The organism is Tessaracoccus lubricantis, assembly GCF_039544535.1.
GTDB classification, from domain to species: domain Bacteria; phylum Actinomycetota; class Actinomycetes; order Propionibacteriales; family Propionibacteriaceae; genus Arachnia; species Arachnia lubricantis.
Map to the genome: position 1 here is coordinate 18,989 of NZ_BAABLV010000008.1, position 25,268 is coordinate 44,256.

The 25,268-nt window shown below is 71.9% G+C and carries 28 protein-coding genes and 1 tRNA gene; 17 read left to right on the forward strand and 12 right to left on the reverse strand.

What is annotated here, in order from left to right; translation table 11 throughout:
* Positions 1-7: 7 nt before the first annotated feature.
* Positions 8-640, reverse strand: coding sequence for an NAD(P)-dependent oxidoreductase (locus tag ABEA30_RS02020; RefSeq protein WP_345578218.1), 633 nt, complete (start codon positions 638-640; stop codon positions 8-10).
* The gene (locus tag ABEA30_RS02025; protein WP_345578221.1) at positions 637-1,119 is read right to left on the reverse strand and encodes a MarR family winged helix-turn-helix transcriptional regulator; all 483 of its coding nucleotides are present in this window, start codon (positions 1,117-1,119) and stop codon (positions 637-639) included. The genes ABEA30_RS02020 and ABEA30_RS02025 overlap by 4 nt, the downstream gene beginning before the upstream one ends.
* A 63-nt stretch (positions 1,120-1,182) precedes the next feature.
* Here ABEA30_RS02025 and ABEA30_RS02030 point away from each other — a divergent pair, with 63 nt between their 5' ends.
* Positions 1,183-1,758, forward strand: a complete 576-nt coding sequence (locus ABEA30_RS02030) for an NmrA family NAD(P)-binding protein (RefSeq protein ID WP_345578224.1) — start codon at positions 1,183-1,185, stop codon at positions 1,756-1,758.
* A gap of 26 nt (positions 1,759-1,784) precedes the next feature.
* Here the strand turns inward: ABEA30_RS02030 and ABEA30_RS02035 are convergent.
* The 3 genes from ABEA30_RS02035 to ABEA30_RS02045 all read right to left on the reverse strand — a co-directional run bounded on the left by ABEA30_RS02035 (position 1,785) and on the right by ABEA30_RS02045 (position 5,234).
* A tRNA-Pro gene (locus tag ABEA30_RS02035) sits at positions 1,785-1,861 on the reverse strand.
* A gap of 35 nt (positions 1,862-1,896) precedes the next feature.
* Positions 1,897-2,814 (reverse strand): metallophosphoesterase, encoded by a 918-nt coding sequence (locus tag ABEA30_RS02040; RefSeq protein WP_345578227.1) that lies wholly within the window; start codon positions 2,812-2,814, stop codon positions 1,897-1,899.
* Positions 2,814-5,234 (reverse strand): transglycosylase domain-containing protein, encoded by a 2,421-nt coding sequence (locus tag ABEA30_RS02045; RefSeq protein WP_345578230.1) that lies wholly within the window; start codon positions 5,232-5,234, stop codon positions 2,814-2,816. The genes ABEA30_RS02040 and ABEA30_RS02045 overlap by 1 nt, the downstream gene beginning before the upstream one ends.
* 155 nt (positions 5,235-5,389) lie before the next feature.
* Here ABEA30_RS02045 and ABEA30_RS02050 point away from each other — a divergent pair, with 155 nt between their 5' ends.
* Positions 5,390-5,695, forward strand: a complete 306-nt coding sequence (locus tag ABEA30_RS02050; protein WP_345578233.1) for a WhiB family transcriptional regulator — start codon at positions 5,390-5,392, stop codon at positions 5,693-5,695.
* A 60-nt stretch (positions 5,696-5,755) separates the two neighbouring features.
* Here ABEA30_RS02050 and ABEA30_RS02055 read toward each other — a convergent pair whose 3' ends face one another.
* Genes ABEA30_RS02055 through ABEA30_RS02085 form a run of 7 tightly spaced genes read right to left on the reverse strand, consistent with a single transcriptional unit; the run spans position 5,756 to position 9,602 of the window.
* Positions 5,756-6,391: an NUDIX hydrolase gene (locus tag ABEA30_RS02055; RefSeq protein WP_345578236.1), complete on the reverse strand. Its 636-nt coding sequence runs from the start codon at positions 6,389-6,391 to the stop codon at positions 5,756-5,758.
* Positions 6,388-6,981 (reverse strand): TlpA family protein disulfide reductase, encoded by a 594-nt coding sequence (locus ABEA30_RS02060; RefSeq protein WP_345578239.1) that lies wholly within the window; start codon positions 6,979-6,981, stop codon positions 6,388-6,390. Before ABEA30_RS02060 ends, ABEA30_RS02055 begins: the two co-directional genes overlap by 4 nt.
* A gap of 41 nt (positions 6,982-7,022) precedes the next feature.
* Positions 7,023-7,694 carry an endonuclease III gene (gene nth, locus ABEA30_RS02065; protein ID WP_345578242.1) on the reverse strand — a complete coding sequence of 224 codons (672 nt, stop codon included), beginning with the start codon at positions 7,692-7,694 and terminating at the stop codon, positions 7,023-7,025.
* Between the two features lies 1 nt (position 7,695).
* Entirely contained in the window at positions 7,696-8,151 is a 456-nt protein-coding gene (locus tag ABEA30_RS02070) for a RidA family protein (protein ID WP_345578245.1), read from the reverse strand.
* On the reverse strand, positions 8,151-8,312 hold the full coding sequence (locus tag ABEA30_RS02075; RefSeq protein ID WP_345578248.1) for a DUF4177 domain-containing protein: 162 nt from the start codon (positions 8,310-8,312) through the stop codon (positions 8,151-8,153). The genes ABEA30_RS02070 and ABEA30_RS02075 overlap by 1 nt, the downstream gene beginning before the upstream one ends.
* 12 nt (positions 8,313-8,324) lie before the next feature.
* Positions 8,325-8,819: a phage holin family protein gene (locus ABEA30_RS02080; RefSeq protein WP_345578251.1), complete on the reverse strand. Its 495-nt coding sequence runs from the start codon at positions 8,817-8,819 to the stop codon at positions 8,325-8,327.
* 42 nt (positions 8,820-8,861) lie between these two features.
* Positions 8,862-9,602, reverse strand: a complete 741-nt coding sequence (locus ABEA30_RS02085) for a class I SAM-dependent methyltransferase (RefSeq protein ID WP_345578254.1) — start codon at positions 9,600-9,602, stop codon at positions 8,862-8,864.
* Positions 9,603-9,741: 139 nt separating this feature from the next.
* Here ABEA30_RS02085 and ssd point away from each other — a divergent pair, with 139 nt between their 5' ends.
* The 15 genes from ssd (at position 9,742) to tmk (ending at position 25,064) form a co-directional block, all read left to right on the forward strand.
* Entirely contained in the window at positions 9,742-10,746 is a 1,005-nt protein-coding gene (gene ssd / locus ABEA30_RS02090; RefSeq protein WP_345578257.1) for a septum site-determining protein Ssd, read from the forward strand.
* On the forward strand, positions 10,739-11,884 hold the full coding sequence (locus ABEA30_RS02095) for a TadA family conjugal transfer-associated ATPase (protein WP_345578260.1): 1,146 nt from the start codon (positions 10,739-10,741) through the stop codon (positions 11,882-11,884). Before ssd ends, ABEA30_RS02095 begins: the two co-directional genes overlap by 8 nt.
* Positions 11,881-12,666 carry a type II secretion system F family protein gene (locus ABEA30_RS02100; protein ID WP_345578263.1) on the forward strand — a complete coding sequence of 262 codons (786 nt, stop codon included), beginning with the start codon at positions 11,881-11,883 and terminating at the stop codon, positions 12,664-12,666. Before ABEA30_RS02095 ends, ABEA30_RS02100 begins: the two co-directional genes overlap by 4 nt.
* The gene (locus ABEA30_RS02105; protein WP_345578266.1) at positions 12,663-13,397 is read left to right on the forward strand and encodes a type II secretion system F family protein; all 735 of its coding nucleotides are present in this window, start codon (positions 12,663-12,665) and stop codon (positions 13,395-13,397) included. Before ABEA30_RS02100 ends, ABEA30_RS02105 begins: the two co-directional genes overlap by 4 nt.
* A 54-nt stretch (positions 13,398-13,451) precedes the next feature.
* The gene (locus tag ABEA30_RS02110; protein WP_345578269.1) at positions 13,452-15,755 is read left to right on the forward strand and encodes a DEAD/DEAH box helicase; all 2,304 of its coding nucleotides are present in this window, start codon (positions 13,452-13,454) and stop codon (positions 15,753-15,755) included.
* A gap of 103 nt (positions 15,756-15,858) precedes the next feature.
* On the forward strand, positions 15,859-16,107 hold the full coding sequence (locus ABEA30_RS02115) for a DUF4244 domain-containing protein (protein ID WP_345578272.1): 249 nt from the start codon (positions 15,859-15,861) through the stop codon (positions 16,105-16,107).
* Positions 16,108-16,142: 35 nt separating this feature from the next.
* Positions 16,143-16,463 carry a TadE family type IV pilus minor pilin gene (locus ABEA30_RS02120; RefSeq protein ID WP_345578275.1) on the forward strand — a complete coding sequence of 107 codons (321 nt, stop codon included), beginning with the start codon at positions 16,143-16,145 and terminating at the stop codon, positions 16,461-16,463.
* A complete protein-coding gene (locus ABEA30_RS02125) occupies positions 16,460-16,819 on the forward strand; it encodes an Rv3654c family TadE-like protein (protein WP_345578278.1) in 360 nt (119 codons plus the stop codon). The genes ABEA30_RS02120 and ABEA30_RS02125 overlap by 4 nt, the downstream gene beginning before the upstream one ends.
* Positions 16,820-16,862: 43 nt before the next feature.
* Positions 16,863-17,915: an L-glyceraldehyde 3-phosphate reductase gene (gene mgrA / locus ABEA30_RS02130; protein ID WP_345578281.1), complete on the forward strand. Its 1,053-nt coding sequence runs from the start codon at positions 16,863-16,865 to the stop codon at positions 17,913-17,915.
* Positions 17,916-17,955: 40 nt separating this feature from the next.
* A complete protein-coding gene (locus ABEA30_RS02135) occupies positions 17,956-19,422 on the forward strand; it encodes a DUF7059 domain-containing protein (RefSeq protein ID WP_345578284.1) in 1,467 nt (488 codons plus the stop codon).
* 51 nt (positions 19,423-19,473) lie between these two features.
* On the forward strand, positions 19,474-19,809 hold the full coding sequence (locus tag ABEA30_RS02140; protein ID WP_345578287.1) for a PadR family transcriptional regulator: 336 nt from the start codon (positions 19,474-19,476) through the stop codon (positions 19,807-19,809).
* Complete coding sequence (locus ABEA30_RS02145; RefSeq protein ID WP_345578290.1) at positions 19,806-20,297, forward strand: HAAS signaling domain-containing protein; 492 nt, start codon at positions 19,806-19,808, stop codon at positions 20,295-20,297. The genes ABEA30_RS02140 and ABEA30_RS02145 overlap by 4 nt, the downstream gene beginning before the upstream one ends.
* Positions 20,298-20,384: 87 nt before the next feature.
* Entirely contained in the window at positions 20,385-23,036 is a 2,652-nt protein-coding gene (gene topA / locus ABEA30_RS02150) for a type I DNA topoisomerase (protein WP_345578293.1), read from the forward strand.
* 13 nt (positions 23,037-23,049) lie between these two features.
* The gene (locus ABEA30_RS02155; protein ID WP_345578296.1) at positions 23,050-24,456 is read left to right on the forward strand and encodes a hypothetical protein; all 1,407 of its coding nucleotides are present in this window, start codon (positions 23,050-23,052) and stop codon (positions 24,454-24,456) included.
* Complete coding sequence (gene tmk, locus ABEA30_RS02160) at positions 24,453-25,064, forward strand: dTMP kinase (RefSeq protein ID WP_345578299.1); 612 nt, start codon at positions 24,453-24,455, stop codon at positions 25,062-25,064. Before ABEA30_RS02155 ends, tmk begins: the two co-directional genes overlap by 4 nt.
* The last annotated feature ends 204 nt before the right edge of the window (positions 25,065-25,268 follow it).

Sequence of the window (25,268 nt, forward strand, 5' to 3'; positions counted from 1 at the left end):
CGGGAGTTCAGCGGGCGGTGGCGACGAACGGTGCCCCGCGCACGTAGAGGTCCTGCTCCAGTGCGTCGACGAGGAAGGCGGCGAGGTCGCCGCGGGTGATCCTCGTGGAGCGGGTGGAGCGGTGGCCGTCGTGCTCGATCCTGCCGGTGGCCGCGCCGTCCTGCAGGCGTGGCGGGCGCACGAGCGTCCAGTCAAGGTCGCTCCCGGCGAACACGTCGTACTCGGCCGACTTGTCCCGGACGACCGCACCGCCCACCCGCTGGATGATCGTGGAGATGGTCCTTGCAGAGGCAGTCTTCTGGTCACCGGGGACGTCGATGCCCGCGCCGCTCACCCCCACGAAGCGCCGGACTCCGGCGGCGTGCATGGCGTCGACGAGGGCCCGGGCCGTCTCGGTGTGGAGTGAGGCTTCCCTGGCCGTCGGCCCCAGCGCCGACACCACCGCGCTCGCGCCGCCGACCAGCCGGGCCAACGCCGCCCGGTCCCGGCTGTCACCGGTCACGATGGTGACGCGCTCCGCACCGCCGCGCAGCTTGTCGGGATCCCGGGCCAGGGCGGTGACGTGGTGCCCTCGCGTCAGCAGCTCGTGCACGAGCAGGACGCCGGTGCGTCCGGTGGCACCGAGGACGGCGATGTTCATGGTGTGGTCCTTCCTGCGGTCGGGAGGTGGGGATGGGCGTCGGCCGCGAACCGTTCCACAAGTTCGGTGAGCGTCGCGACGTCGGTGGGTGACCACTCGGCGGTGACGGCAGCCAGCCGGCCGGTCCGGAAGGCGACCGCCTCGGCGTGCAGGCGCCGACCGCCATCGGTGAGCCGCAGCACGGCCCGGCGGCGCTGGTCGGCGTCACGGTTGCGGGTGACGACACCTGCCCGCACCGCCCGATCCACCAGCCGGCTGGCGGTCGAGTGGGCCACCGTCAACGCCTGCGCGACGTCGTTGATGCTGCACCCATCCTCCCGGGCGCTGCGGGCGATGGCGTCGGCCACCAACATGGTCGACACCTCCACCGGCGAGCCGTCCTGGTCGAGCCCCGGGAGCGCGGGGGGCGCGCTGGTGAGCCGCCTCAGGGCCAGCAGTGCGGCGTCCAGCCGGATCAGGTCGTCATGGCGCGCAGGCATGCATGTATCGTACAAGCATCAGAGTGATGGAGGAGTGCCCGAGCCGCCGGGGTCCGGCAGGTCGTGCTGCTGTCGCTGCAGGGCGCGGAACGCAACAGGGTCGTCCCGCACGCCACCCTCGAGGCATGGCTGCGCGGGTCGGGGCTCGACTGGACGTTCGTGCGGCCCTCCTTCTTCCTGCAGAACCTCACCTTCACCCATGTGGGCGACATCCGTGACCGGGGCGAGTTGGTGGTCCCAGCCGGCCGGGGCGCCACCGCATTCGTCGACGCCGACGGCGTGGCCGCCGTCGTGGTGGCGGCCCTGCTGGAACCGCGGGCGCACCGCCATCGGGCGTGGACCCCGACCGGGCCGGAAGCGTTGACCTACGCCCAGGTCGCCAGCATCCTGAGCCGGGTCCTGGGCCGCCGCATCGCCTACAGCTCCCCAAGCGCCGTGCGATATGCGGCGCACGCCCGCCGCACACTCGGCATGCCTGCAGGGATGGTCGCCGTCACGACCGCCATCTACACGGTCGCGCGCCTGGGGCGGGCCGGGGGCCTCACCGATGATGTGCGGACGGTGACGGGCAGGGATGCCCGCTCCTTGGAGGATTTCGCTCGCCGCCACGCCGCTGAATGGCAGCGGGTGGGGGCCTGAACCGGCCGATGTGCTGAGACATCACATGGTCGGGGTGACAGGATTTGAACCTGCGGCCTCGTCGTCCCGAACGACGCGCGCTACCAAGCTGCGCCACACCCCGATGGCTTTTTGAGCCAAGGGATAGATTAGCGCACGTCAGCCTGCCGCGCGAATTGGGCGGAGCCTCAGCAGCGTGACCTCCGGGCGGCACGCGAACCGGTACGGGGCGAACGGCGAGGTGCCCAGCCCTGCCGAGACGTGCAGGTGGGCGGTGCGGCTGCCGACGGTGTGCGTCGAGGCCCCCTTGGCCCGTGCGGTGTCGAGGTCGCAGTTGGTGATCAGCGCCCCGTACCCCGGGACGCACACCTGCCCGCCGTGCGTGTGGCCGGCGAAGATGAGGTCCACGCCGTCGCGGGTCATCGCGTCCAGCAGCCGCAGGTACGGCGCGTGCGTGACGCCGATGTTGAGTGCCGCGTCGGCGTCGGGCGAGCCAGCGACGGCGGCGTAGTCGTCGCGGCCGAGGTGCGCGTCGTCGGTGCCGCGGAAGGCGAGACGCCGGCCGCCCACCTCGAGCACCGCCCGCTGCTGGGTGAGGTTGACCCAGCCCAGGGATTCGAGGCTCGCCGCCAGCTCGTCGGTGGGCAGGTCGCGCGGGGTGGGCCGGCCCCCGTGCTTGCTGGAGGCGCCGTGGGTGAGGTACTTCAGGGGGTTGCGGAAATGCGGCGCGTGGTAGTCGTTGGAGCCGAACACGAACACGCCCGGCACCCCCCGCAGCGGCTCCAACGCCCCCATGAGCGCGGGGACAGCGGACGCCTGGGCGATGTTGTCGCCGGTGTTGACCACCAGGTCCGGCGCCAGCCCGGCGAGCGAGGCGATGAACCGCTGCTTGCCGCGCTGGGCCACCATCAGGTGGAAGTCTGAGACGTGCAGCACCCTCAGTTCATCGGAGCCGGGGGGCAGCACGTAGAGCGTCACGCGACGGACGGTGTAGAGCCCCCGCTCGACGAGGCCCCAGCCCAAGCAGGCTGCCCCCGCGCCGGCGACTGCGGCCAGGGCCTTGGCGACCGACGGCATCAGTCGCCGTCATCCCCGCCCTGGCCCGGAGGGCCACCGGGGGCCTGACCGGGAGGGCCTGCCGGAGGCTGCGTTGCCGGCGTGCCCGTGGCCGGCGCCTGCGTCGACGGGGTGGCCACGGGAGCCGGAGCGGGCTCGGGGCCTGCGGAGACGCGCATGACGATGGTGGAGAACTTGACGGCCTCACCGGTGGGGGAGATGCCCAGGAAGGCGCCTTCCCTGCGGCTGGAGTAGACGCGCTCGATGCGAGTGGTGAAGCCGGCGGCCTCCAGGGTCTCCTTCGCCTCGTTGTAGCCCATGCCCTTGATGTCGGGGATGGGCACCTTGACGCCCTCGAGGATCTCCGTGGTGGGAGCGCTGAACTTCGTCTTCGGCTTGTCGGCCAGCGCCGAGGCCATGGCGGCCTTCCAGATCCGGCCCGCGTCGCCGCTGCCCGAACCCTCCAGGAAGGTGCCGCTGGCGGGCATGCGGCCCTTGACGGTCTGCGTGTGGTTCTTCCACCACGAGTTGGCCGTGTCGACCCCGATCATCGCCACGCCCGCCATCTCGGGGGTGTAGCCGGCGTACCAGACTGCCTTGTTCTCGTTGGTGGTACCGGTCTTGCCCGCCTCATCGCGGCCGTCGCGCAGCGCGGCCCGGCGGCCGGTGCCGTTGGCGGCGACGCCCTGCAGGAGGTAGTTGACGCCGTCGGCCACCTCGGGGCGGATGACCTGCTCGCAGTCCGCGGAGGGCACGTCGAGCTTGTTGCCGTCCTTCGTGGTGACCGACTGGAGGATGATCGGCGTGCAGTGGATGCCGCGGTTGGCGAACGTGGCGTACGCCTCGGCCATCGACAGCGGCGTGATGTAGGCGGTGCCCAGCGTGAACGACGGGAACGATGCCTGCGACTCCATCGGGTCGCCGTTGGCGAGTTTCACGCCGACCTTCTCCGCCATCGTGGTCACGTTGCAGATGCCCACCGACTGGATCAGCTGCATGAAGTAGGTGTTGACCGAGGATTCGATCGCCTTGCGCATGTCGATGGTGCCGTAGCCACGGTCGTAGTTGCTGACCGGGCGGTCTGCGCGGACCTTGAACGGGCCCTCGCAGTTGGTGAACGTCTCGCCGTCGATCTTGAGTTCCCTCGGCGCGTCGTACCTCTGGTCCGGCGTCATGCCGAGGTCCAGTGCGGCGGCCGCGGTGAAGGCCTTGAACGTCGAGCCTGCCTGGAAGCCCTCGATGCCGCCCATCGCGCCGGAGACGTTGATGTTCTTGAACGTCTCGCCGGCCGCCTCGTCGGCGCCCATCGTGGGCCGCGACTGCGCCATGGCCACGATCAGGCCGGTGCTCGGCTGGATCAGCACGGAGGAGCCCCACACGGGGTCGAGCGGGGAGATCTGCGCGGCGACGGCGGCCTCGGCGGCGAGCTGGGCCTCGGCGTCGATCAGCGTGTGGATGGTGAGGCCGCCGCGGTTGAGCATGTTGCGGCGCTCCTCCTCGGTCTCGCCCATGCTCGGCATGTTCATCAGCGTGCGCTGCACGTAGTCGCACAGGAACGGGAACTGCGACGCGAGGCAGCCGTTGGGGGTGCGCTTGATCGACGCCGGGTCGAAGGTGGTCTCCTTCGCCGCCGCTGCCTCCGCCTTGGAGACGATGTTGAGCTCCGCCATGCGGTTGAGCACGGTGTCGCGCCGGTTGATCGCGCGCTGCGTGTACTTGGTGGGGTTCGTCTGGACGGGGTTCTGCACCAAGCCGGCCAGCATCGCCGACTGCGGCAGGTCGAGGTCCTTGGCGGACACCCCGAAGTAGTGCTGCGCGGCGGCCTCGACGCCGTAGGCGCCGTCGCCGTAGTACGCGATGTTGAGGTAGCGCTCGAGGATCTCGTCCTTGGTGAGCTTCTCCTCGACGGCCATGGCGTAGCGCATCTCGACGATCTTGCGCTCGAGCGAGACCTCCGTCGCCTTGCGCACGCCCTCCTGGTCGTTGTTCATCGAGGCAGTCTCGACGCGCACGAGCTTGACGTACTGCTGCGTCAGCGTCGACGCGCCCTGGTTGTCGCCCGTGAGGGTCTTGACGAACGCGCGGCCGAATCCCTGGAAGTCGATCGCGCCGTGCTCGTAGAAGCGGTGGTCCTCGATGGCGATCTGTGCCTGCTGCATGAACAGCGAGATGTCCTCGAGCGGCACGTAGATGCGGTTCTCGTCGAAGAACGTCGCCAACACCTTGCCGTCGCCCATCAGGACGCGGGAACGCTCCGACTGCGGCGGGGTCTCGAACTCGGCACGCAACTGCTCGAGCGACTCGGCCGCCATCTTCATGCCGTTGCTGGCGAGCGCTGTCATCGGCACGGCGAGCCCGGCGAGCAGGAGGCCCGAGAGCAGCGACACCGCGAAGAACATCAGCAGGGAGTAGCCCTTCTGGCCCAGGGAGGCAGACTTCATGTGCGGCATTCTACGTGAGGCCCCGAAGCACCCCACGATCCACCGGCCGGCCCGCGCCTGACTTGGGGCTCAACAGGGTGACCCCCCTGTTGCAAACGGTGGCACATGCGCTACGGTCGAAGCACAAGACGAAACTGCGCAAGGGAGGGCAGCTGATGTCGCTCGCCGAGGTTAGTGAATGGACGCTCCGGGCCAAGTGCCGGGACATGGCGGACGCACTTTTTCCAGAGGGCAAGGACCAGAAACGGGCTCGTTCCGTGTGCGTCGGGTGCCCGGTGCGTTCCGAGTGTCTCGCCGAGGCCCTCGACAACAGGATCGAGTGGGGCGTCTGGGGTGGGATGACCGAGCGAGAGCGCAGGGCGTTGCTGAGACAGCGGCCCGACATCGACTCCTGGTATGACGTGCTCGTCAACTACAGCACCGGATCAGGGTTGACGATGGTGCCGGTCAACCGGCACTGAACCGAACTGCAGGCTTGGCGCGTGGGGCCCGTCCCCGCGCGCCGCATCACTTGGGGAAGGTCAGTCCCGCAGGAATCGAGCGGGAACGTCCGCGACCCGGCCCCGGTCCCAGGGAAGTGACCAGCCGGCCAGGTCGAGGACCCAGTCGACGAGGTGCCCGGTGAGGCCCCAGATGAACTGGTCGCCCAGGACGAACGAGGGGCCCAGGAACCCGCTGGGGTGCCGGCCCATCACCCGTGTCTCGGGAGCGGTGAGCTCAGAGACGCGGTAGTGGTGCACCTCCGCCACCTCGCGGGGGTCGACTACCGTGAGCTCGGCGCCGCCGGGCCACGCGCCCACCACCGTCGTGACGTCGTAGCGCGACGCCGGCACCCACAGCGCGGGCAGCTGCCCGATGACCGTGACGTGGGCCGGGTCGAGCCCGATCTCCTCGTTGGCCTCCCGCAGCGCGGTGTGGGCCCGGTCCACGTCGGTGGCATCGACGGCGCCACCCGGCAGCGCGATCTGCCCGGCGTGGCGGCGCATGGTGGTGGAGCGGGTGATGAAGGTCAGCGATGGGTCGCCGTCGTCGGTGAAGAGGGCCAGCACTGCGGCGGAGCGCTCGCCGCGTGGGGTGCGGTCGATGCCGATCTGGCGGACCTCCTGCGGGTGCTCGAGCGCGTCGCGGAGCCGGCCGAAGACGCGCTCGCTGGTCACGAGACCCCCAGGTACTGCGCGGCCAGGTCTTTCAGCTGCTGGGTCGACTCGAGCGGCCCGGCGTGCACGCCCGCGATCCGGCCGTCGCCGTCGATGAAGAAGGTCGACGGGATGCCGGGGATCTTCAGGGGCACTTGGAGCGTCTTGTCCTGGTCCATCACGTGTGGGTAGTCCCACCCCGCGAGGCCGGCGAACTCGATGGCCCAGTCGGGCAGCGGGTCGTTGTAGTCGACGCCGAGGAACCGCACGCCGTCGAGCTCTGCCGGGCCCTCCCGGAGGAACGGCGCCTCCTCGCGGCACGGGCCGCACCACTGGGCCCAGACGTTGATGATCGTCGGCGTGCGCTCGAGGCCCGCGAGGTTGACCGTCTTGTCGCTGCCGAGGCAGGTCAGTCCGGTGTGGGGGAGCCCGCCGTCGACCTGCTGTGCGTCCGGGTCGGTGTCCGGGCAGTCGGGGAGGCCGAACTCTGCGCGGAGCGCGGCCAGGTCCGGCGCGGGCGTGGGGGACACGCTGGGGGCACCCTCGCCGGGGGTGCACGCGGCGAGGAGTACGGCGGCGGAGAGCGCGGCGACGGCAGACCTGATCCTCATGGTGCTGCGAGATTACCCCACCGGGCGGGTGCCGCCTGCGGTCAGTTCCGCGGCTCGCGGATCAGCGCGGCGGCCTTGACCGGGTCCTGCTCGCCGATGTCGCGGCTGGGGCACCACTGGGCGACGGCGCACGCACCGCAGGCGGGGCGCCTCGCGTGGCAGCAGCGTCGGCCGTGCCAGATCACGCGGTGGCACAGCATCACCCACTCCTCCGGCGGGAACAGCTCCCCGACGGCCTGCTCGACGACGTCGGGCTTGGTGCTGTCCACCCAGCCGAACCGGTTGGCCAGCCGGATGAGGTGCGTGTCGGGCGTGATGCCGGGCACGCCGAAGGCGTTGCCGAGCACGACGTTGGCGGTCTTGCGCCCGACCCCGGGCAACGTGACGAGCTCATTCAGCGTGCCCGGCACCTCGCCGTCGAACTCGTCGGCGATGCGCTGGCTCAGCCCGATGATCGCGGTGGTCTTGTTCCGGTAGAACCCGACCGGGCCGATGATCGTCTCGACCTCCTCCCGGTTCGCCTCCGCGAGTGCGGTGGCATCGGGGAAGCGGGCGAACAGCTCCGCGCACACGGCGTTGACGCGACGGTCGGTCGACTGCGCCGACAGCACGGTCGCGACGAGCAGTTCGAAGGGGTTGCGGACGTCCAGCTCGCAGCGGGCGTCCGGGTACGTGTCGGCGAGCGTCTCGTTGATGATCGCCGGTTGGTCCACGTCAGACCTCGACGACGAGCTCGACCTCCACGGCCGAGTCCAGCGGGAGCACCGCCACGCCGACGGCGCTGCGCACGTGCACGCCGGCGTCGCCGAAGACCTCGCCCAGCAGGTTCGAGGCACCGTTGGCGACGGCGGGCTGGGCCGTGAAGCCCGGCTCGCTGGCGACGAACACGACCACCTTCAGCACGCGGCGGATGTTGTCCACACCGCCCGCCACCTCCGCGGCGGCCGCGACGGCGTTGAGGGCCGCGGTGCGGGCGGCGGCGACTGCGTCGTCCTGCGAGACCGCGGCACCGACCTTGCCGACGGCGGTCAGTTCACCGTCGACGAAGGGCAGCTGACCGGAGGTCCAGACCTGGTTGCCGACCCTGGTGGCGGGCACGTAGGCAGCGACGGGCGCGGCGACCGGTGGGAGGTCGATGCCCAGTTCGGCGAGGCGATCCGAGACCGGCATCAGGCGGCCTGGATGGGGCGCTTGAAGTAGCCGACGAGCGTGTCGGGGTTGGGGCCCGGCGCCAGCTGGATGAGTTCCCATCCCTCGGAGCCGAAGTTGTTGAGCAACTGCTGAGCGACGTGCGACAGGACGGGCGCGACGAAGTATTCCCACTTGATCATGGGGACAAGGTACTACGGACGGCCGAAGGTCCTCTCGAGGTCTGCGTCGCGGAACCGGGGCAGGTCGTCCGGGCGGATCACCACGTCCGAGTCCTTCGTGCGGGAGGCGACGGCGTCCACCACCGCGTCGAGCGTGAGCTTGGCCTCGGTGAGGGTGGCCTCCGGCTTCTTGACGTCCTTGAACTTGCCGCGGCCCAACGTGAACAGGACGGCGGCGACGATGAGCGAGAACAGGACGCTGACGAGGAACCCCAGCGTGATGGCGGGGAACGCGCCCATGCCGGTGAGCGCATTGAGCAGCAGGCCCACGGCCAGCGCGATGAGGATCACCAGCATCCACAGCGCGTGCAGCACGAAGACGGCGGCGCCGGCGAAGAACCCGGTGCCCACGCCGGCTGCCTTCGCAGCGGGCTTGATCTCGGCGGCGGCAAGTTCGGAGGTCTTCGAGAAGAACTCGGAGAGGGAGTCCTTGATGTCGACCAGCGGGTGGCGGGGCTCAGTGCGCATGGGGGTGCTCCTTTCGCAGCTATCAGCCTAGTACCGCAGCGTTCACAGCGGGATGGCCAAGCCGCTATCGGGGATCTCGACCGGGCCCGTCAGCTCTTCGTGGCTCACCCAGGCGCGCCAGCAGAGCAGTTGGTAGGGCAGCCGCAGGTTCTCGCCGGGGCGCACCGCGCCGTCGAACAACTCGACGACCTGACCGATGAGCGTGTCCAGTTGGCCGCCGTCCAGGTTGGCCGCCAACGGCTGGTGGCGCACCATGGCGACGAGGTCGTCGCGGCTGACGGCCTGCCAGATGCGAAACGCCCGGCGCTCGACCTCGGGGAAGTACTTGGAACGGCCGAGCACGTCCAGGCTCTGGTGGCCGTAGTCGCCCTTCATCGCCATGGGGTCGTAGCGCCTCAGCAGCGCCGCGAGGCGGCGCACCCACGGCACCGAGTCGTCGCGGACGAGGTACGACGCGCTGACGCAGCCACCGGCGCGCAGCACGCGCGCGAGCTGGGGGAGGGCCTGGTCGAGGTCGTAGCGGTGCAACGCCTGGTGCGCGAACACCACCTCGAACTGGAGGGGATCCGTCGGCACCGCCTCCGGCCGCGCGAGCATGGGGGTGACGCGCTCGACGGTGGCCAGGCGCGCGTGGATGCGCGCGTCGTCGGTCAGGGCGTAGACGGCGTGCCCGGCGGCCGAGAGCCGGCGGGTGAGGTGCGTGTCGGTGGCCAGCACCAGGGCGCGCACGTTCTGCCACACGGAGAGCCAGGTGAGGGCCTCATCGGGCAGGGTGATGCTCATGCCGTCCTTCCTGGGTTGGGTGGGGCCAGCCTAGCTGCCCGGATGTGCCCCGCCCGCAGGCGCGACACTCCGGGGAAGGTTATCCACAGCGGGAACGGCTCGTCGAAAATCGCGTGCCCCGCTGGCCAGAGTGGTGGGCATGGAACCCTACGTCCTGCTCTGCGCCCGGGACCCCGCCGTCGTCGAGGCGGTGGAGGTCTCCGCGGCCGCCTTCGAGGTGCCGCTGCGGGTGGCGCACCACCCCGACGACGTGCGCGTCGCCTGGCCGGATGCCTCGCTGCGGCTCGTGTCGACGGAGGTCGCGTCGCGCTGGTCGGGCGTCGCGCCCGGCCGTGCCTACCTCGTGGGTGACTCGGCGGCAGACCTGGCCCGCTGCTCCGCCGGCCTGGGGCTGCCGGTGCTGCCGCTGCCCGACCACGGTGGGCACCTGGCCGAGGCGCTGTCGGCGGCGATGCGCAGCGAGCGGTCGCGCGGCGGGGTCGTCGCCCTGGTGGGTGCCTCGGGCGGGCTCGGCGTGAGCACGCTGGCCGCGTCGCTGGCCCTGGTCGCCGCATCCGACGGGGCGCCCACCGCCGCCGTCGACCTGGCACAGGCGGGCGGTGGGCTGGACCTCCTGGTGGGCGCCGAGACGGTGGCGGGCGTGCGCTGGCCCGATCTGGGCCACGCGCGCGGCGAGCTGGCAGACCTGGTGGCCGGGCTGCCCACCGTCGAGGGCGCGTCGTTCCTGGCGCAGGGGAGGGAGTCGCCCGCGGTGCCACCGCAGGCGGCGGTGTCTGCGGCGGTGGGCTCGTTGGCCCGGTCGGTGGGGCTGGTGGTGATCGACGCCGGCCGCGAGGCGCCCGCCGTCGACTGTGACCAGGTCGTGCTGGTAGTCGGTGCCGACGTCCGCTCCGTGGCGTCGGCGCGCATGATGGCGGAGACGCGCTCGGTGCACCCCACCTCGGTGGTGGTGCGGCCAGGGCCGGGGCGCTCGATCCCGGCCGAGGTGGTGGCGCGGTCGCTGGGGCTGCCGGTACTGGGCGCCGTCGCCCACGACCCGGCGGTCCCGCGGCTCGCGGAGCTGGGGATGCTGCCCGTTGCCGGGCCGGCGCGCCGCTACCGGCGGCACGTGGCGCAGCTGCTGACGGCGGTGCGCAATGGCTGAGCTGCAGCTCGACGTCCTCCAGACCAGGCTGGCCGCCCTGGGCCGGGCCCACACCCCGGCGGACGTGGCCGCCGCGCTGCGCGGGATGGGCCTCATCGTCACCGACGCCGTGGTGCACGACGTACTGGGGCAGCTGCGGCGCAACAGCGTGGGCGCAGGGCCGCTCGACGACCTCCTCGCCGAGCCGGGCGTCTCCGACGTGGTCGTCAACGGCCCGCGGGAGGTGTTCGTCGACCGTGGCCGCGGGTTGGAGCCCGCCGAGGTTCGCTTCGTCGACGACGAGCAGGTCAGGCGCCTGGCGATCCGGCTCGCCGCCGCGGCAGGGCGGAGGCTCGACGACGCCTCGCCGTTCGTCGACGGCCGGCTGCCCGGCGGCGTCCGGCTGCACGCGGTGCTCGCGCCGGTGGCGGCGCCGGGCACCTGCCTGTCGCTGCGCGTGCCTGCCAGCCGCAGCTTCTCCCTCGACGACCTGGTGGCGGCAGGATCGGTGCCGCCCGAGGGCGCGCGGCTGCTGAGGGCGGTGGTGGGGAGGCGGGTGCCGTTCCTGGTCTCGGGCGGCACCGGCACCGGGAAGACGACGTTGCTGGCGGCGCTGCTGGCGCTGGTGCCGGCCCACGAGCGCATCGTGCTGGTCGAGGACGCACGCGAGCTCGTGCCGGACCACCCGCACTGCGTGCGGCTGGAGGGGAGGCCCGCCAACGCCGAGGGTGTGGGCGCCATCTCGCTCACCACGCTGGTGCGGCAGGCGCTGCGGATGCGACCGGACAGGGTGGTGCTGGGCGAGGTGCGCGGCGCCGAACTCACCGACCTGCTGACCGCACTCAACACCGGCCACGAGGGCGGCTGCGGCACGGTGCACGCCAACTCCGTCCTCGACGTGCCAGCCCGGCTGGAGGCCCTCGCGGCGCTGGGCGGCCTCGGCCGCGAGGCGTGCCACGCGCAGGTGGCGGCCGCGCTGCGGCTCGTGGTGCACCTGCGCCGCGCCCCGTCGGGCGCCCGCCGCGTGGAGCAGGTGGGCCTCTTCCGCCGGCGCGCTGACGGGCTCGTCGAGATCGTCCCCGCCGCCACCTTCGACGCCGGCCACGTGCGCTACGACGGCGCTGCAGGAGACGAGTTGCGACGGCTGGTGGCGCTGTGACGGGCGCCGCACTGCTGGCCGGGCTGGCGGCCGCCCTGCTCATCGGTCCGGCCCCCGGCGTCGGGCGGCTGTCCCCGCCGCGCCGCAGGATCCCGAAGCGGGTCTCCCCCTGGTCGGTGTTGGCCATCCTCGCCACGGTCGGCGTGGCGGGCCCGCTGGGCCCCAGCGCGCTCGGCTGGCTGGCCGTGGCCGGCATCGTGTGCGGCACCGTCGGCTGGCTGGTGCTGAGCGCCCGGCGGCGCACGTCGGCAGCCCGGCGGGCCGCCGCATGTGCGGTGGCGGCGCGGACGTTGAGCTCGCTGTTGCGGGCAGGGCAGATCCCGGGCGTTGCGCTGGCCGAGGCGGCGCGCGACTCACCCGTCCTGAAACCGGCCGCTGCCGCGGCGGCCATCGGCGCGGACGTTGGTGCCGAGATGGAGCGGGCCGCTGCGGTGCCGGGGCAGGGCGGCCTGAGGTCGGTCGCGGCGGCGTGGCGCGTCAGCGAACGCAGTGGTGCCCCCATCGCGGAGGTGCTCGCCACGGTCGCCGAGAACCTCAGGCGCCAGCGCCAGCTCCAGTCGGTGGTCGACGCGGAACTGGCCGCGGCGCGCACCAGCGGGCACATCATGGCGGCGTTGCCGTTCCTGGCGGTGGGGTTGGGCTTCGCGGCGGGCGTGAACCCCCTGGCGTTCCTGTTCGGCGGGGCGGTCGGGCAGGTGCTGGTGCTGGCCGCCGTGACCCTCACGGCGGCCGGGGTGTTGTGGATCGACCGCCTCGCGCAGGGCAGGAAGGCCGCCTCGTGAACCAGGTCCTCGTGGCCGCGCTGGCCGCGGTGCTCGCCGTCGTGGTGGCGCTGCCCCCGCCGTCGGCGGCCATGGGCCGGCTACGGCCGAACGCACGCCGTCGGCTACCGGCCTGGCTCGTTGGCCGGGAGGGTGCGCCGCCGTTGCGGCAACGGGCACTGCTCGCCACGGCTGCCGGGGCGCTGCTCGTGCTGGCCCTTGCCTGGCCGCTCGGACCACTCGTCGGGGTGACGGTGGGCCTCGGCCTGGTGGTACTGCTCGGGCAGCGCGCGCCCGGGCCCGACACCAGGGCACTGACGGTTCAGTTGCCCAACGCGTTGGACTTCCTCAGCGTCTGCCTCGACGCCGGACAGCCGATGCGCTCGGCCGTCGAGGCGGTGGCAGCGGTGTCGCCCGCGGCCACCCGTGGGGTCCTGCGGGAGGTGGGCGCCCAGTTGGCGCTGGGCAGGGCCGGTCCCGACGCGTGGGAGAGGCTGCGTCCGCACCCGGTGTGGGGGAGGGCTGCGGCGGACATCGCCCGCGCCGAGCGCTCGGGCACCTCGCTCAGTGGAGTGCTGCGCGTGCACGCGGAGGACGCACGGCAGGAGGCGCGTGACCAGTCGCTCAAGGCGGCCCGCACGGTGGGCGTGCGCTCGGTGGTGCCGCTGATGGTGTGCTTCCTTCCGGCGTTCATCCTCATCGGGGTGGTGCCCATCGTGGCCGGGCTGGTCCAGGATTTCCTCTCGGGGTGATTCGACACGGCGGTCGATTCAGAAAATGTGGGTGCCTGCTGGCACAGTTGAGGGGTGACGTTCTCCTGGGTGCTCGGCCGTGACGAGGTGACCGCTGTCTCGCAGCGCGACGCCGCGGCCGGCGTGCCCGCAGGCTGGCCGGCCTGGCTCCCACCCGAGGCCGCCGAGCGCATCGTCGCGGCCGGCATCCCGGCGCCCTGGCGCCACCAGGTCGAGTTCGCCGACGCGCTGTTCGGGGGAGAGCACAGCATCGTGTGCACGCCCACCGGTTCCGGCAAGTCGCTGGGCTACCTCATGCCGGTGATCGCTGCGGCCGTCCACGGCCAGGTGGGCGTGCCGGTGGACTCCATGCGCGCCCGGCTCACCGGCCCGCGGCACACTGCGCTGTACCTGTCACCCACCAAGGCGCTCGCGCACGACCAGGCCCGCGCGGCCAGGGCGTTGGGGCCCAGGGCCTGGCGGGTCACCCCCCTCGACGGTGATTCCGACGAGGCGGAGCGGCGCTTCGCCCGGGACCATGCCAGCTTCATCCTCACCAACCCCGACATGCTGCACTTCTCGGTGCTGCCCCATCACCAGCGCTGGTCCCGGTTCCTGGGTTCGCTGCGCTACATCGTCGTGGACGAGGCACACCGCTACCAGGGCGTCTTCGGCGCCCACGTCGCGCAGGTACTGCGCCGGTTGCGGCGCGTCGCGGCCCAGTACGGCGCCAACCCCACCGTCGCCCTGTCCTCGGCCACGGCCCCGAACGCGGCGGAGTTCGCCGAGACGCTGATCGGCGCGGGGCCGGTGAAGGTGGTCGACGAGGACGCGTCGCCGTCGGGCCGCCGCACCGTGGCGCTGTGGCGGCCTGAGAAGTCGCTGCGCGACGACACGGCGCGGCTCCTGGCCGGGCTGACGGACGAGGGCCGCCAGGTGATCGCGTTCGTCCCCTCCAGGCAGGGGGCGGAGCTGGTCTCGCTCGCGGCACAGGAAGTGGCGCACGAGCCCGCCAGGGTCGCCTCGTACCGCGGCGGGTACCTCGCCTACGACAGGCGCGAGCTCGAGGCGGCGCTGCACTCCGGCGAGCTGCGGGGGTTGGCCTCGACCAACGCGCTGGAGCTGGGCGTGGACATCGCAGGGATGGACGCCGTGCTGGTCTCCGGCTACCCGGGCAAGCTGGCGTCCTTCTGGCAGCAGGCAGGCCGCGCCGGTCGCCGGGGGCAGGACGCGCTGGTGGTGCTCCTGGCGCGCGAGAATCCCCTCGACGTGTACCTCCTCGAACACCCGGAGCTCATCTTCGACGCGCCCGTCGAGCGGGCCGTGCTGCACCCCGACAACCCGCGCGTCCTCGGCCCACACCTCGCCGCCGCCGCGCAGGAACTCCCGCTCCGCGCAGACGACGAGCGCTGGTTCGGGCCGTCCACCGCGGCGCTGGCCAGCGCGCTGGCGCAGCAGGGCGTGCTGCGCGACAGGGCGGGCCGGTACTTCTGGACGCGGCCGGACCGCGCCGTCGACTTCATCGACCTGCGAGCCATCGGCGAGCGCCCCGTCGACATCATCGAACGCGACACGGGGCGTGTCGTGGGCGTGGTGGACATGGCCGCCGCCGACCGCACCGTCCACCCGGGTGCGGTGTACCTCCACCAGGGGGAGACGTTCCTGGTGCAGGAGTTCGACAGGGAGGAGCACCAGGCGCTCGTCGTGCCGGGCAGGCCGCGGTACTACACCCAGCCGCAGTCGTCGTTCGACATCGAGGTGCTGCGCGAGGTGGACCGCAAACGACTGGGCGTCACCGAGGTCTGCCGCGGTGACGTACGGCTGGACTCCCGGGTGCTGGCCTACCTGCGTCGCGACGAGGTGACGCACGAGGTGTGGGACACCAACGCCCTGGAGATGCCGCTGCACCGCATGACGACTCAGGCGGTGTGGTGGACCGTGCCCACGCACCTCGCCACGCGGTTGGGCTGGCAGGAACTGCAGATGGGCGCCGCGGCGCACGCCATGGAACACACGGCCATCGGCCTGCTGCCGGCGTTCGCGCCGTGCGACAGGTGGGACATCGGCGGCGTCAGCACCGCGCTGCACCCCGACACGGGGCTGTGCACCATCTTCGTGCACGACGGCATGAGCGGTGGCTCAGGCTTCGCGTACCGCGGCTACGAGGTGGTGGAGGAGTGGCTCGCCGCCACGTTCGACCGGCTCACGCGGTGCGCCTGCACCGACGGGTGCCCGGCGTGCGTCGTCTCGCCGAAATGTGGCAACGCCAACCAGGTGCTCAACAAGCCGGACGCTGCCGAGTTGCTCGGCCTGCTGCTCGACGACGTGGGGTCGCGGGCGCTCACCCGTTGTCCACAGCCCCCGGTGTTGTCCGCCTGAACCATCCACAGATGTCCTTTCCCGTGGTGATCCGGGGTGCCCGTTTCCCATCAATGGGGGCGAGACCGGCCGAAGGGCGGCCGACCTCGCGAAAGGAATCCCCATGTCCAACCTCGTCCTCCGCGCCGAGCGCAAGGCGCAGCTGCGCCGCCTCGCCGAGCGCGGCCTCACCACCGTCGAGTACGCCATCGGCCTGCTCGCCGCCGCCACCATCGCGCTGCTCCTCGTGCGGCTCTTCGCCGACAACGCCTTCTACGAGATGCTCTACGACTGGGTCGTGGGCGTCTTCGGCAAGGTCATCAACGGCGACTTCAACATCTCGGACCTGCTGAAGATCGGCAGCAACGGATGACCGGGGGAGGGAGGCCCCGGTCGGCCGAGAGGGGCATGGTCACCGTCGAACTGGCGGTGGGGTTCCTCGTGGCCGTCGCGATGACCACGGCCCTCGTCGGGGCCTCCCTCCTCGGCGTCGCCCAGGCCACGGCCGCGGAGGCCAGCGCGCAGCTGGCCAGGCAGGCCGCCCGCGGCGACGATGACGCGTTCGCTGAGGCCCGCGGCCGGGTCCCGGACGGCGCCCGCATCGAGGTTGATCGGCAGGCCGGCGGGGTCGAGGCCCGCGTGACGCTGTCGGTGCCGGTCCTGAAGCTGGGCGTCGTCGACGTGTCCGCCATGGCGTGGGCGGCCTACGAGCCGGGGGTCGGCCCGTGAGACGCCGTGACGAGCGCGGCTCGGTCGGCGTCCTCGTCTCCACCGGCATGTGCGTGGCGCTGATGGCCGCGTTCACCGTCGGCGCGGTGCTGATCGCCTGGTTCTCCGCGGCGCGGCAGGCCGAGCAGGCCGCCGAACTGGCCGCGCTGGCCGCGGTGTCCGCATCGGTCGGGGGCACGGATCCGTGCGCCGCCGCCGGCGTCGCGGCCGGGCACAACGGCGTCGGGGTCGGGGGCTGCGAGGTGCGCGGCGGTGGGCGCCACGTGGTCGTCGAGGTCACCGTCGAGGTGCCCCTGCTGCCGCGCTTCCCGGGCGGTCCCATTGCGTTGCGTCGCAGCGCCACGGCCGGAACGTGACCGCCCCCGGGCGGCCCGCCGCCGGGGCCAATAGGCTGGGCCCATGACTTATGTTGCGGCGGAAGACCGCTATGACTCCATGCCGTACCGGCGGCTCGGCACCTCCGGGCTGAAGCTGCCCGCGATCTCGTTGGGCCTGTGGCACAACTTCGGCGACGACAAGCCGCTCCAGACGCAGCGCGACATCCTCCGTCGGGCGTTCGACCGGGGCGTGACCCACTTCGACCTGGCCAACAACTACGGCCCGCCCTACGGCTCGGCGGAGACCAACTTCGGCCGCATCTTCGCCGAGGACTTCGCCAGGTACCGCGGTGAGCTGATCATCTCCTCGAAGGCCGGTTGGGACATGTGGCCCGGCCCCTACGGGTTCGGCGGCTCGCGCAAGTACCTCGTCGCCTCGTGCGACGACTCGCTGAAGCGCATGGGCCTGGACTACGTCGACATCTTCTACCACCACCGTCCGGACCCGGACACCCCGGTGGAGGAGACCATGCAGGCGCTCGACTTCATCGTGCGCTCCGGCCGTGCGCTGTACGCCGGCATCTCGTCGTACTCCGCGGCCCTGACGGCGAAGGCTCAGGAGATCGCGCGCGACCTCGGCACGCCGCTGGTCATCCACCAGCCGTCGTACTCGATCCTCAACCGCTGGGTCCAGGACGGCGAGCCCAGCCTGCTGCAGTCGGCCGCCGACAACGGCATGGGCGTGATCGCCTTCTCGCCGCTGGCGCAGGGCATGCTCACCGACCGCTACCTGGACGGCATCCCCGCCGACTCGCGCGCGGCTGCGGGCAAGTCGCTCAACGAGGAGTGGCTCTCCGAGGGCAACCTCGCGCACCTGCGGGCCCTCAACGACGTCGCCAGGGGTCGTGGGCAGTCGCTGGCTCAGATGGCGATCGCGTGGGTGCTGCGCGACCAGGGTCAGGCCTCGGTGACCTCGGCCCTGCTGGGCGCGTCGTCGGTGCGTCAGCTCGACGACAACCTGGGCGCGCTCGACAACCTCACCTTCAGCGACCACGAGCTGGCCGAGATCGACGCCCACGTCAGCGTCGACGACATCAACATCTGGCAGCGGGCGACGGACTCGGTCCAGGCGTAGGCGGGCGGCGGCAGGCTGATCTCTGCCTAGGATGACGGGCATGCGCATCGACCCCGCCATCCTCCGAGACCAGCTCACCGCCGCGCGTTACACCTCCGACGCGGTGGTCGACCGGATCGGGGAGGACGGGCAGGCCGGGCTCGGCCGCAACTGCACCGTCCCGTCCGACGTCGCGCTGGCGGGCGCCACGGACCCGCAGGCCGCGCTGATCCGGCTGTTCATCCTCCAGCAGGCCGTGCCGCGGGAACAGGTGGCCGCAGCCGTCGACGTCGAGGCGCTCCTCGGGGCAGGCTTCCTGAAGGGCGACGGTGGCGCGCTGCGGGCCGTCGTCGACATCCGGCCCTACGGCTCGCCGGACGACGGGGCCACGGGCTGGGTCGTGGCGGACCCGACCCCCGGCCTCGACCACACGATGTCGCCGATCCGGCCCGACTACGTGCTGGGCGTCTCACCCGCCTCCACCACGCTGGCCCAGCTCACGATGCGCACGCCCGTGGGGGCGGCGCTCGACCTGGGCACGGGGTGTGGCGTGCAGTCGCTCCACCTGAGCCGGCACGCCGAGCGGGTGGTCGCCACCGACGTCAACGAGCGTGCGCTCGACCTGGCGCAGGTGACCGCCGCGCTCGGCGGGGTGGCGGTCGACTACCGCAACGGCTCGCTCTACGAGCCGGTGGCCGGGGAGCGGTTCGACCTGATCGTGTCCAACCCGCCGTTCGTGATGAGCCCGCCCAGCGACGAGGCGGACACGCTCACCTACCGCGAGGCCAACTTCGAGGGTGACGCGCTCGTGGAGACGCTCATCCGCGGTGCCGCCGAACACCTCAACCCCGGCGGCTCCCTGCAACTGCTCACCAACTGGGCGGTCACCGACCAGCCCTGGGAGGAACGCCTGACCGAGTGGATCCCCCGGGGCTGCGACGCCTGGGTCATCGAGCGGGAACGCCTCGACGTGTTCTCCTACATCGAGATGTGGCTGGCGGACGCCGGCCTGGCCGGCACCGGGCGCTGGCGCGCCGCCTACGACGAATGGCTGGGCTACTTCGAGCGCCTGGGCGTGCGCAGCATCGGCATGGGCTGGGTGCTCGTCACGCGGGCCGAGCGCGCGGAGCCACACCGTCGCTTCGAGAGTTGGCCGCACGCCGTGGCCCAGCCGGTGGGCGAGGTGTTCGCGCGGCACCGCGCCGCCCTCGATGCCTCCCAGTTGCCGACGGCGGAGCTGCTGGCGTCGAAGCCTCGCCTGGTCGACGTCGAGCAGGAGACCCTCGGCCGGCCCGGCGCAGAGGACCCCGAGCACGTGGTGTTCCGCCAGCGGGTGGGCCTGCTGCGCGCCGTCAAGGCCGACACCGCGCTGGCTGCGGCACTCGGTGCGCTCGACGGTGACCTCACCGTCGGCCAGGTCATCGCCGCCGTCGCGCAGGTGCTCGACCTGGACGCGGCGGAGCTCGCGGCCGCACTGGTCCCCGAGATCCGCCAGGCGCTGCTCGACCAGATGCTGCGGCTGGGCTGACCCCCACCGCACTAGGTTGCATTCCTGACTAGATCGGTTTACGATCTAGGTATGGACGCAATCATCTGGCCGAGCAGTTGGCTGAAGGGCTTCCTCGAAGTGGCCGTGCTCGCGATCATCGCCGAGGGGGAGACCTACGGCTACGAGATCACCAGCCGCCTGGCGGACGCCGGCTTCGGCACCGTCAAGGGCGGCACCCTCTACCCCGTCCTCGGACGCCTCGAGGAGGCGGGCCTCGTGGACACGCACTGGCGCGCCGGCGACTCCGGCCCCGGCCGCAAGTACTACCGGCTCACCGCCGACGGCGGCGCGGCCCTCCGTGAGCGTGCCGCCACGTGGCGCGCGTTCTCCGACAACCTCACCGCACTGCTGAAGGAGCACTCATGACCACCAGCTACACCGACGACCTCGCGCTGGAACTGCGCCTGCTCGACGTGCCCGGCGACCGCATCGGCGAGATCCTCGCCGAAGTCGACGCGCATCTGGCCGAGACCGGCGAGGAGCCCGTGCAGGCGTTCGGGCCGGTCAAGGACTACGCCGCCGAACGAGCCCGCGCCGCGGGGGTGGCGGTGGGGGACCAGTCCGGCCCGTTGCTCGCCAGGCTGTTCCACGGACAGGTGCTGTTCGCCCTCGGGTGCTTCCTGTACAGCGCAGTGGGTGCCTGGTTCCTGTTCGGCGGCGCCCTGGCGGTGTTCTGGGAGCGCGCCGAGGCGCCCTTCGGCATGCCGGAGTGGGCGTCGATCGGCATCGGTGTCGTGCTGCTGGCAGGGTGGGCGGTCATGATGCGGCGACTCTCGGCGGCCGAGCGCATCATCGACCCACGCACCGGCCGCGAACGCCGGCGGGGCGGCGCCGGGCAACGCCGTCGCGGCTAGGTGCTCGGCCTCCCGGTGCGGGCAGGCTTGACAGCGCAGGCTATTGTTCCTCACGAGTTTCCCCCGCGTTGAGAAGGACAGGTCTGCATGGCAAGCAAGCGCCTCGTGATCGTCGAGTCGCCGACCAAGGCGACCAAGATCGCCGGCTACCTCGGCCGCGACTACATCGTCGAGTCGAGCCGCGGCCACGTGCGCGATCTCCCCACGAAGGCCGCGGAGGTCCCCGCCAAGTACAAGGGCGAGGCCTGGGCCCGCACCGGGGTCAACGTCGACGACGACTTCCAGGCCATCTACGTCGTCTCGCCGGACAAGAAGGCGACCATCCGAGACCTCAAGGCCAAGCTCAAGGACGTCGACGAACTCCTGCTGGCCACTGATGGTGATCGCGAGGGCGAGGCCATCGCGTGGCACCTCATGGAGGAGCTGAAGCCCAAGGTCCCGGTCAAGCGGATGGTGTTCCACGAGATCACCCAGTCCGCCATCGAGGAGGCCGTGCGCAACCCGCGCGAGATCGACGTCGACCTCGTCGACGCGCAGGAGACCCGACGCATCCTCGACCGGCTCTACGGCTACGAGGTCTCGCCGGTGCTGTGGAAGAAGGTCATGCCGAAGCTCTCGGCGGGCCGTGTGCAGTCGGTCGCCACGCGCCTGGTCGTGGACAAGGAGCGCGAGCGCATCGCGTTCGTGCCCGCCTCCTACTGGGACCTCGACCTCGTCCTCGACGGCGGGCCGGACACCGACCCCCGCAACTTCCCCGCGCGCCTCGTCGAGGTGGGTGAGGCGAAGGTGGCCCAGGGCCGCGACTTCAACGCCGACGGCGAACTCACCGCCGGCAACGCCGTCGTGCTCGACGAGGCGTCGGCCAGGGCGCTCGCCGAGGCGCTGGTCGACGGTGAACTCGCCGTCGCCTCCGTCGAGGCCAAGCCGTACACCCGCCGCCCCTACGAGCCGTTCCGCACCACCACGCTGCAGCAGGAGGCCGGCCGCAAGCTGGGCTTCTCGTCGCAGCGGGCGATGTCGGTGGCGCAGGAGCTCTACGAGAAGGGCTTCATCACCTACATGCGAACCGACTCGGTGTCGCTGTCCGGTGAGGCCATCAACGCGGCCCGCAAGGCCGTCCGCGCCCTCTTCGGTGAGCGCTTCCTGCCTGACAAGCCGCGGGTCTACGCATCGAAGGTCAAGAACGCGCAGGAGGCGCACGAGGCCATCCGCCCCGCCGGCGACTCCTTCCGGCACCCCGACGACACGGGCTTGTCGGGCGACGCGTACCGCCTCTACCAGCTGGTCTGGCGCCGCACGCTGGCCTCGCAGATGGCCGACGCCCGCGGCGAATCCGTCTCGATCAGGATCAACGCCACGTTGGCCGCCACCCGCGTGGGTGACGGGGAGACCACCTCGGCCGGCCTGGTCGCCTCGGGGCGCACCATCACCTTCCCGGGCTTCCTCAAGGCCTACGTACAGGGCGTCGACGACGACTCCGCCTCCGACGACGCGCAGTCGAGGCTCCCGGTGCTCGCCGAGGGCCAGTCGCTGGCCGTGGCGAAGGCCGAGCCCGCCGGCCACGAGACGCGCCCGCCCGCCCGCTACACCGAGCCGTCGCTGGTGGCGAAGCTGGAGGAGCTGGAGATCGGCCGACCGTCCACCTACGCCTCCATCATCCGCACAATCACGGCGCGCGACTACGTGTTCAAGAAGGGCTCGGCCCTGGTGCCGACGTGGCTGGCGTTCGCCGTCACCCGGCTGCTGGAGGAGCACTTCACCGAACTGGTGGACTACGCCTTCACCGCCGAACTGGAGGACCAGCTCGACGAGATCGCCGCCGGCAAGGCCAAGCGACTCCAGGTGCTCACCGACTTCTACCGTGGCGCCGAGGGCGACACCCACCACGGGCTGGAGACGCTCGTCACCGAGCTGGGCGACATCGACGCCCGCGCGCTGTCGACGTTCCCGCTGGGGGATTCCGGCATCGACGTGCGTGTCGGTCGCTACGGCACCTACGTCGAGGCTGCGGACGGACGCCGCGCCAACGTGCCCGAGGACATGGCCCCCGACGAGCTCACCGTCGCGGTCGCCGAGGAGCTGCTCAGCCAGCCCCTCGACGAGGAGCGCGAGCTCGGCGTCGACGAGGCCACGGGCCTGATGGTCGTGGCCAAGAACGGACGCTTCGGCCCGTACGTCACCGAGTTGCTCCCCGAGGACGCGCCGAAGTCGAGGAAGCCGCGCACCGGCTCGCTGTTCGCGTCGATGTCGCTGGACTCCATCGACCTGCCCACGGCGCTGAAGCTGCTCAGCCTGCCCCGCGTCGTCGGCACCGACGAGGAGGGCAACGAGATCACCGCGCAGAACGGCCGCTACGGCCCGTACCTCAAGCGGGGCACCGATTCGCGGTCGCTGACCAGTGAGGCCCAGATCTTCGACATCACGCTCGAGGAGGCGCTGGCCATCTACGCCCAGCCCAAGACCCGTGGGCGCGCGGCGGCGGCCGCCCCGTTGAAGGAGTTCGGCGCCGACCCCGTCTCCGGCAAGCCGGTGGTGCTCAAGTCGGGCCGCTTCGGCCCCTACGTCACCGACGGCGAGACCAACGCCACCCTGCGCCGCGACGACTCGCCGGAGGCCATCACCCCTGAGCGCGCGTTCGAACTGATCGCCGAGAAGCGCGCCAAGGGCCCCTCGACGCGCCCCGCGCGGAAGGCCACGACGCGCAAGACGACCACCCGCAAGGCAGCCCCCAAGAAGTAGTTAGGCTGACGCCATGGCGAAGAAGGGCACGCCCGCGGGCGCGATCCGGTTCGAGGTCCCGTTCGACGCGGCGGCTCCGCAGCTGACGGCCGAGGCGGTGGGCCTGAGACGACTGGTCCACCGCGCGGCGGCCAGCTACGTGATGGACTGCACCATCATCGACGCACCCGACGGCAGGCTCCTGCGCGCCGGCGTCGTCGTGGCACACCGCGTGGTGGCCGGTGCGGGGCAGTGGTACCTATCGGCACCCGGGTGGACGCCGCACCTGCCCGAGGAGCACGCCGAGCCGATGTCCGGCAACGGCGACCTCCCCGCCCACTTCGAGCGGCTGGTGCGGCCGTTCGCCCGCCACGCGCCGCTCGGGCCCCTCGCCGTCATGACGTGCGAGCGCAACGAATGGGCGCTCCGCGACGCCGACAACGCCACCGCCGCCGTCGTCCGCGACGAGAAGGTGCAGGTCTGCCGCGACGGCGAGGTCACCGCCGAGTACCGCGAGGTCACGTTCAGCCCCACCGAGGCCCTCACCGGCCAGCAGCGCGAGTTCCTGCTCAGTTCCGCGCTGGCCAGCGGCTCGACGGTGGTGCCGGACTTCCCGAGCGTGCAGCGCCGGCTGGGCGCGCCCGCCAACGGGCTCAGCGGCTTTCCGCGGCCGCGCGAACTGCGCCGCGACGCCTCGCTCGAGGAGTTCGTCATCAGCCTGTTCACCGCGCACCTCGGCGACATCGTGCGGGCAGACCTCGAACGGCGCACGGGCGACCCCGACGACGTCGGCGTCCTGAACCACGGGCTCTGGCAGTTCGGCCGCGACCTCCGCGGGCTCGCGCCCGTCCTCGACCCCGCGTGGCGCGAGGCCGTCGAGGCGCAGCTGGCCGGCCTGCCGTTCGAATCGGGCGAGGACATCGAACAGCCCACGCTGGACGTGATCGACTCCCTGGTGGTCGGCGCCCGCGCCCCACGCCTGGGGGACCTGTCGCACCAACTGGCCGCCAAGCTGCTGTTCGAGCGCGCCGAGCAGGCCACCTACATCCTCGCCGACCGCTGCCGCAGCCTCACGCCGTCGTCGCCCGACGAGGCGTGGCAGGCGGCCCTCAAGGCCGCGGAGCAGTTGGAGGTGGCCGCCACCGTGCTGTCCCCGCTGATGCCCCGGGTGATGACCAAGCTGTTGCGCCGGCTCGACGAGGTGATCGACGAGCTGCGCCGAGCGGCCCGCGGCATCCGAAGCGGCGCGCCGGAGCTCGACGGCCTGTCCCCGGCACAGGCCTACCAGTTGGGGCTCGACTACCAGCGGTCGAGGGGTGAGGCGGCGCTGCGTCGCCGCGACTTCATCGAACGCTGGCCCGAGCGGGTGGCGGAGGCCAGGAAGCTGTTGGCGAAGGCGAAGAAGAAGCAGGCGAAGCAGTTGAGGAAGCAGCAGGCATGACGGGGGCGTTCATCGTCTTCGAGGGTGGCGACCGCACCGGCAAGTCGACGCAGGTCGGGCGCCTCCAGGCGTGGTTGCAGGGCCGTGGCATCGAGCCCGTGATGACGCGCGAGCCGGGCGGCACCGAGCTGGGGCAGACGCTGCGCAGGCTGGTGCTCGACCCCGCCTCCGGCGACGTCGACCACCGGGCCGAGGCGCTCATGTATGCCGCTGACAAGGCCCAGCACGTGCACGAGGTGATCCGGCCGGCGCTGGCCGCGGGCCGCGTGGTGGTGTGCGACCGCTATGTCGACTCGATGATCGCCTACCAGGGCGCCGGCCGGAACCTGGCGCTCGGCGAGGTCTCCGACATCGCCTGGTGGGCCGTCGGCGGGCTGCGGCCGGACCTCACGATCCTGCTCGACGCCAACCCCGACGACGCCGTGTCCATCAAGCAGGACAAGGACCGTCTCGAGAGTGCCGGCCTCGACTTCCACCGGCGCGTCCGCCAGCACTTCCTCGACCTCGCGGCCGAGCGCCCGGGGGAGTACTTCGTGATGAAGGCCCTGCAGGGCAGGGACTCGATGGCGGCCAGCATCGCCGCCCGCGTCGAGCCGTTGCTGGGCTGACCGCGAGATATTCCGCGTTCTGCGCGGAGCGAAACACGGGCTGTCGACGGTGCATCGGGCCGCCGTCGATGCTTGACTCTGCCGCATGAAGGACACCCTCGAGAGCACGCCGACGTCTCCCCTGCCCGTCGTCCTCATGCGCAATGACAGCGACATGTGTCTGGGCTGACCGCCTCCGCACGCCCACACCCACCCCAGACACCT

Excerpts from the sequence above, each read along its gene's own strand:
- ABEA30_RS02020 (WP_345578218.1), bottom strand. The coding sequence starts at position 640 with ATGAACATCGCCGTCCTCGGTGCCACCGGACGCACCGGCGTCCTGCTC.
- ABEA30_RS02025 (WP_345578221.1), bottom strand. The coding sequence starts at position 1,119 with ATGCCTGCGCGCCATGACGACCTGATCCGGCTGGACGCCGCACTGCTG.
- ABEA30_RS02040 (WP_345578227.1), bottom strand. The coding sequence starts at position 2,814 with ATGCCGTCGGTCGCCAAGGCCCTGGCCGCAGTCGCCGGCGCGGGGGCA.
- ABEA30_RS02045 (WP_345578230.1), bottom strand. The coding sequence starts at position 5,234 with ATGAAGTCTGCCTCCCTGGGCCAGAAGGGCTACTCCCTGCTGATGTTC.
- ABEA30_RS02050 (WP_345578233.1), top strand. The coding sequence starts at position 5,390 with ATGTCGCTCGCCGAGGTTAGTGAATGGACGCTCCGGGCCAAGTGCCGG.
- ABEA30_RS02060 (WP_345578239.1), bottom strand. The coding sequence starts at position 6,981 with ATGAGGATCAGGTCTGCCGTCGCCGCGCTCTCCGCCGCCGTACTCCTC.
- ABEA30_RS02070 (WP_345578245.1), bottom strand. The coding sequence starts at position 8,151 with ATGCCGGTCTCGGATCGCCTCGCCGAACTGGGCATCGACCTCCCACCG.
- ABEA30_RS02075 (WP_345578248.1), bottom strand. The coding sequence starts at position 8,312 with ATGATCAAGTGGGAATACTTCGTCGCGCCCGTCCTGTCGCACGTCGCT.
- ABEA30_RS02080 (WP_345578251.1), bottom strand. The coding sequence starts at position 8,819 with ATGCGCACTGAGCCCCGCCACCCGCTGGTCGACATCAAGGACTCCCTC.
- ABEA30_RS02085 (WP_345578254.1), bottom strand. The coding sequence starts at position 9,602 with ATGAGCATCACCCTGCCCGATGAGGCCCTCACCTGGCTCTCCGTGTGG.
- ssd (WP_345578257.1), top strand. The coding sequence starts at position 9,742 with ATGGAACCCTACGTCCTGCTCTGCGCCCGGGACCCCGCCGTCGTCGAG.
- ABEA30_RS02095 (WP_345578260.1), top strand. The coding sequence starts at position 10,739 with ATGGCTGAGCTGCAGCTCGACGTCCTCCAGACCAGGCTGGCCGCCCTG.
- ABEA30_RS02115 (WP_345578272.1), top strand. The coding sequence starts at position 15,859 with ATGTCCAACCTCGTCCTCCGCGCCGAGCGCAAGGCGCAGCTGCGCCGC.
- ABEA30_RS02120 (WP_345578275.1), top strand. The coding sequence starts at position 16,143 with ATGGTCACCGTCGAACTGGCGGTGGGGTTCCTCGTGGCCGTCGCGATG.
- mgrA (WP_345578281.1), top strand. The coding sequence starts at position 16,863 with ATGACTTATGTTGCGGCGGAAGACCGCTATGACTCCATGCCGTACCGG.
- ABEA30_RS02135 (WP_345578284.1), top strand. The coding sequence starts at position 17,956 with ATGCGCATCGACCCCGCCATCCTCCGAGACCAGCTCACCGCCGCGCGT.
- ABEA30_RS02140 (WP_345578287.1), top strand. The coding sequence starts at position 19,474 with ATGGACGCAATCATCTGGCCGAGCAGTTGGCTGAAGGGCTTCCTCGAA.
- ABEA30_RS02145 (WP_345578290.1), top strand. The coding sequence starts at position 19,806 with ATGACCACCAGCTACACCGACGACCTCGCGCTGGAACTGCGCCTGCTC.
- topA (WP_345578293.1), top strand. The coding sequence starts at position 20,385 with ATGGCAAGCAAGCGCCTCGTGATCGTCGAGTCGCCGACCAAGGCGACC.
- ABEA30_RS02155 (WP_345578296.1), top strand. The coding sequence starts at position 23,050 with ATGGCGAAGAAGGGCACGCCCGCGGGCGCGATCCGGTTCGAGGTCCCG.
- tmk (WP_345578299.1), top strand. The coding sequence starts at position 24,453 with ATGACGGGGGCGTTCATCGTCTTCGAGGGTGGCGACCGCACCGGCAAG.